Annotated in this window: 5 protein-coding genes; 1 reads left to right on the top strand and 4 read right to left on the bottom strand. The window is 69.3% G+C overall.

Annotation, left to right across the window (positions count from 1 at the left end; translation table 11 throughout):
* From DSP71_RS12485 to DSP71_RS12495, 3 genes are all read right to left on the bottom strand, one after another.
* Nucleotides 1-160, bottom strand: a 160-nt coding sequence (locus DSP71_RS12485; RefSeq protein WP_147251313.1) for a DUF4244 domain-containing protein, incomplete at its 3' end; no start/stop codon positions are given.
* 64 nt (nt 161-224) lie between these two features.
* Nucleotides 225-1,088, bottom strand: coding sequence for a type II secretion system F family protein (locus DSP71_RS12490; protein WP_258546418.1), 864 nt, complete (start codon nt 1,086-1,088; stop codon nt 225-227).
* Nucleotides 1,089-1,120: 32 nt separating this feature from the next.
* Nucleotides 1,121-2,131, bottom strand: coding sequence for a TadA family conjugal transfer-associated ATPase (locus DSP71_RS12495; RefSeq protein WP_258546419.1), 1,011 nt, complete (start codon nt 2,129-2,131; stop codon nt 1,121-1,123).
* A gap of 414 nt (nt 2,132-2,545) precedes the next feature.
* Here DSP71_RS12495 and acs point away from each other — a divergent pair, with 414 nt between their 5' ends.
* Complete coding sequence (gene acs, locus DSP71_RS12500; protein WP_113681256.1) at nt 2,546-4,513, top strand: acetate--CoA ligase; 1,968 nt, start codon at nt 2,546-2,548, stop codon at nt 4,511-4,513.
* 90 nt (nt 4,514-4,603) lie between these two features.
* Here acs and DSP71_RS23750 read toward each other — a convergent pair.
* On the bottom strand, nt 4,604-4,807 hold a 204-nt coding region (locus DSP71_RS23750), incomplete at its 5' end, for a RidA family protein (RefSeq protein WP_258546420.1).

The following is a 4,807-nucleotide window of genomic DNA, read 5'->3' on the forward strand; positions in this document are numbered from 1 at the left end:
GGATGCCGCGGACTTCATCGGAGCGCATGATGACGACGAGGAGCCCGGCGAAGGCGACCGCGGCCATCGTGGTGATCGCGTATTCGGCTGTGGCCGCCCCGGTGTCGTCGCCGAACAGCATGGCCGCGCGTCGGCGGTCGAGCGCAGGGATGTTCTTCATGGTGTTCCTTCTTTCTCTCTGGGCGATGCGTAGGCATCGGATGGTGCTGATGGACTGTTGGCGGTCACAGGGGCATCGGAGTGGATGCGAGGACGCTGAGCAGGAGAGGCGCGACGCCGAGGAGCAGGAAGGCGGGCAGCGTGCAGATACCGAGCGGGAACAAGAGCCGTGTCGAGAGCTTCGCCGCACGGAGCTGCCCCTGGACCCTCGCGGCATGCCGGTCCTGGGCGGCCGCTGCCCGCAGGAGCTCTGCGGCAGGCACCCCTGCAGCGCGGGACAGCTCGAGCACGGCGGCGACCCGCTCGTCGCCGCCTCCGGAGACGGATGTCTGCGAGACCAGGTGCAGCGCGCGGTCGATGGAGGCGCCACCGGCGAGCGCGATCGCGACCAGTTCTGCCCGCATGCCGGGGGTGCCGGGTTCCGGCGCCGCTCTCCTCAGGAGCAGCGATGTCCACAGCCGCGCCGCTACCACGAGGAGGAGGCCGAGAATCACGCAGGCGGCCCCGAGCACACTCCCGAAGATGACACTGAGTGTGTCGAAGCCGAGCGCGAAACCGAGGAGCAGCCCGGCCATGGGCATCCAGAGCAGCAGACGCGCCGTCCCGGCCGGTTCCGCGAAAGCGATGCGCACATCATCGGCAGCAGCGGCGGCATCCCGCAACGTCTCCGCGATCATGCGGAGAACCTCGGCGAGCGGGGCCCCGACCGTTGTCGCGACCTCCCAGGCCGCCGCGAGATCGACCCAGGCCCCGCCCTCTGCTTCGATGGCGTCGAGGAGCGGGATGCCACGATCGAGCCGATCGACGACGGCGCGTGCTGGCACGTCGTCGGTGGCGGCGAGATGCCGCCACGCGACGAGGGGGACCGCTCCGGCCTGCAGCAGCACAGCCAGCGTCTGCACCGACGTCGCAGCGTCCGCTGAGGTCACATCCCGCCGCTGCGCCGCGCGAGGAGATCGCCTCACCGCCACGGCTGCACCTCCTCGATGTCGAGCCGATCCGCTGCGATGACGAGCCGGCCCGCCTGGCGGATCCGACGGATGCCGCCGGGGGCACGGTCGAGATGGAGGACGATGGTGAATGCGCTCACTGCCTGTCGCGCGAGTGCCACCGCATCCATGCCGGCGAGGGCGCCCAGGGCTTCGAGGCGGGCAGGAACGTCACGGAGCCCGCTGGCGTGCAGGGTGCCTGCGCCGCCATCGTGTCCGGTGTTGAGTGCGGTGAGCAGCTCGCGGACCTCTTCTCCGCGACACTCGCCGACCATCAGGCGATCCGGCCGCATGCGCAGAGACTCACGGACCAGGCGGCTCAGCGTGATGCCGCCGACGCCCTCGAGATTCGGCTGCCTCGCCTCGAGAGCGACGTGGTGCGGATGCCTCGGCCGCAGTTCGGCGACGTCTTCGATCGTCACGATGCGCTCCCCCGGCGCGACCTCGGACAGCAGAGCGGAGAGCAGCGTGGTCTTGCCCGTTCCCGTTCCCCCGGTGATGAGGATGTTCGCCCGCTCGGCCACCAGGCCGAGAAGCCAGGCCTCTTGGCGCGCATCGAACGCGCCGAGCGCAGAGAGGGATCGAAGGTCCGCGGCGCGCACCCGGGGGATGCGTATCGAGAGCGCGGTTCCTGTCGTCGACACCGGAGAGAGCACGGCATGCACACGGACGCCCGAGTCGAGGCGGACGTCGACGCAGGGCGCCTGGTCGTCGAGATGGCGTCCGCCGAGCCCGACCAGTGCGACGGCGAGGTCACGAACCTCACGCTCCGAGGCCCTCCAGGCGGCAGCCGGCTCGGCGCCATTCCCCCGGTCGACATAGAGCCCGCCCGCACCGTTCACGAACACATCGGTCACCGCGTCGTCGATGTGAGGAAGAAGCGGTCCGAACACGGGATCCAGACGGAGGGGTGCCGGCGACGTGGTCTCCTCGGATGCGAGCGAGCGCACTCCCCTGGGCTGGATGACGAAGGAATCAGGCATGACGGCGACGTTATGCGCAGTCGCGGAGGGGGAAGTCCCGAGAGATCCGGATCCTCCAGCACCTGTGGAGAAGCCGGTTCGTCACCCCGTGGTGCAGTGCCTGGCTGCCGGCCGGACCCGAGGATGCTCCGAGGACGCAGAGAGCGCTCCCAAAGGAATGGGCGGCATCTCACGGGGGGAATGAGATGCCGCCCACGACGTTCCACGATTGGGGGAATCGGGCACGCCAAGGCCGGAATGAGAATTCGGCTGTCGTCGAGTGTACGCAAGGCGACCGTCCTGACAAAACCGGCAACACTACCGACTTTCGGCAGTATGCGCGGCGAGGCCGCAGGGATAGATTCGCCCTGACCTGGTCGCCCACCCCCACGACCATGCTCGCAAGACCCGTATGCCGCAAAGGAGCGCCTGCCGATGAGCAGCCAGATCGACCATCTTCTCGACGAGACCCGGAAGTTCGCACCGTCGGAGGAGTTCGTCGCCCAAACCATCTCGTCGCCCGAGCTCTACGAGCGGGCGGCCGCCGACCGCGAGGGCTTCTGGGGCGAGCAGTCCCGTGAGCTGGTGCACTGGCACAAGCCGTTCACGCAGGTGCTCGACTGGACCAACCCGCCCTTCGCGAAGTGGTTCGACGACGGCGAGCTGAACGTCGCGTACAACTGCCTCGATCGCCACGTCGAGGCCGGCAACGGCGACCGCGTGGCGCTGCACTGGGAAGGCGAGCCCGGCGACTCGCGCCGCATCACCTACGCCGAGCTGACCGACGAGGTCAAGCGCGTCGCGAACGTGCTGGAGGGACTCGGCATCGGTCAGGGCGACCGCGTCGCTATCTACCTGCCCATGATCCCCGAGGCGATCGCCTCCATGCTGGCCGTCGCCCGCCTCGGCGCCATCCACTCCGTGGTGTTCGGAGGATTCAGCGCCGACAGCCTCCGCTCGCGCATCGACGACGCCGGCGCCAAGCTCGTCATCACGGCGGACGGCGGCTACCGGAAGGGCCGCGTCTCCGCCCTCAAGCCCGCCGTCGACCAGGCACTCTCCGACCGCGGAGACGGCGAGCAGCAGACCGTGGAGCACGTCCTGGTCGTCAAGCGCGGCGAGAACGAGGTCGACTGGATCGAAGGCCGCGACATCTGGTGGCATGACGCCGTCCCCGCAGCCTCCGCCGAGCACACGGCACAGGCCTTCCCCGCCGAGAACCCCCTCTTCATCCTCTACACCTCGGGCACCACCGGGAAGCCCAAGGGCATCCTGCACACCTCCGGCGGGTATCTGACCCAGGCGGCGTACTCGCACAAGTACGTCTTCGACCTGCACCCGGAGACCGACGTGTTCTGGTGCACGGCCGACATCGGCTGGATCACCGGGCACAGCTACGTCGCCTACGGACCCCTCGCCAACGGTGCGACCCAGGTGCTCTACGAGGGGACGCCGGACGCCCCGCACCCCGGCCGCTGGTGGGAGCTCATCGAGAAGTACAAGGTGTCGATCTTCTACACCGCGCCGACCGCGATCCGCTCGTTCATGAAGATCGGCCGCAGCGTCCCCGCGAAGTTCGATCTCTCGTCGCTGCGACTGCTCGGCTCGGTGGGAGAGCCCATCAACCCCGAGGCGTGGATGTGGTACCGCGAGGTCATCGGCGCCGGCAAGACGCCGATCGTCGACACCTGGTGGCAGACCGAGACCGGCGCGATCATGGTGTCCGCCCTCCCCGGCGTGACGGAGACCAAACCGGGTTCGGCTCAGGTGCCGCTCCCCGGGATCTCGATCGACGTGGTGGACGAGCAGGGCGTCGAGGTCGGCAACGGCAGCGGCGGGCTGCTCGTGATCACCGAGCCGTGGCCGAGCATGCTCCGCGGCATCTGGGGCGACCCCGAACGGTACCGCGAGACCTACTGGGAGAAGTTCGAGGACCAGGGCTACTACTTCGCGGGCGACGGCGCGCGCCTCGACGACGACGGCGACCTGTGGCTGCTGGGCCGCGTCGACGACGTGATGAACGTCTCCGGCCACCGCCTGTCGACCGCGGAGATCGAGTCCTCCCTGGTCGCGCACGAGGCGACGGCGGAGGCCGCCGTGGTCGGAGCCTCGGACGAGACCACAGGACAGGCCGTGGTGGCCTTCGTCATCATCAAGGAGAGCTACCTCGCCGCGCACGAGCCCGCGGGCCTCGCGCAGCAGCTGCGCCTGTGGGTCGGCGAGCAGATCGGCGCCATCGCCCGTCCGCGCGACGTCTACATCGTCGGCGAGCTGCCGAAAACCCGCTCCGGCAAGATCATGCGTCGCCTTCTCCGCGATGTGGCCGAGGGCCGCGAGGTGGGAGACACGACGACGCTCGCCGACACGGCCGTGATGAGCATCATCTCGGCGCAGGTGAAGTAGGACGAGCAGCAGGCAAGAGAAACGCGCCTCCCCATCTCGGGGAGGCGCGTTTCTCTTGCGGACACGACGGAGGACGCCGCCGGGACGCATTCAGGCGAGGAGGAACGTCACCTCGACCTCGACCGGACTGCCGAGCGGGAGCTCCGCGACGCCGACAGCCGCCCGTGCGTGGCGCCCCGCGTCACCGAAGATCTCACCGAGCACCTCGCTCGCGCCGTTGATGACGGCGGGCTGCCCCGTGAAACCGTCCGCGGATCCGACGAACCCGCCGACGCGGAGCACACCGCCGATGCA

Source organism: Microbacterium sp. H6 (assembly GCF_003314775.1).
Classification (GTDB): domain Bacteria; phylum Actinomycetota; class Actinomycetes; order Actinomycetales; family Microbacteriaceae; genus Microbacterium; species Microbacterium oxydans.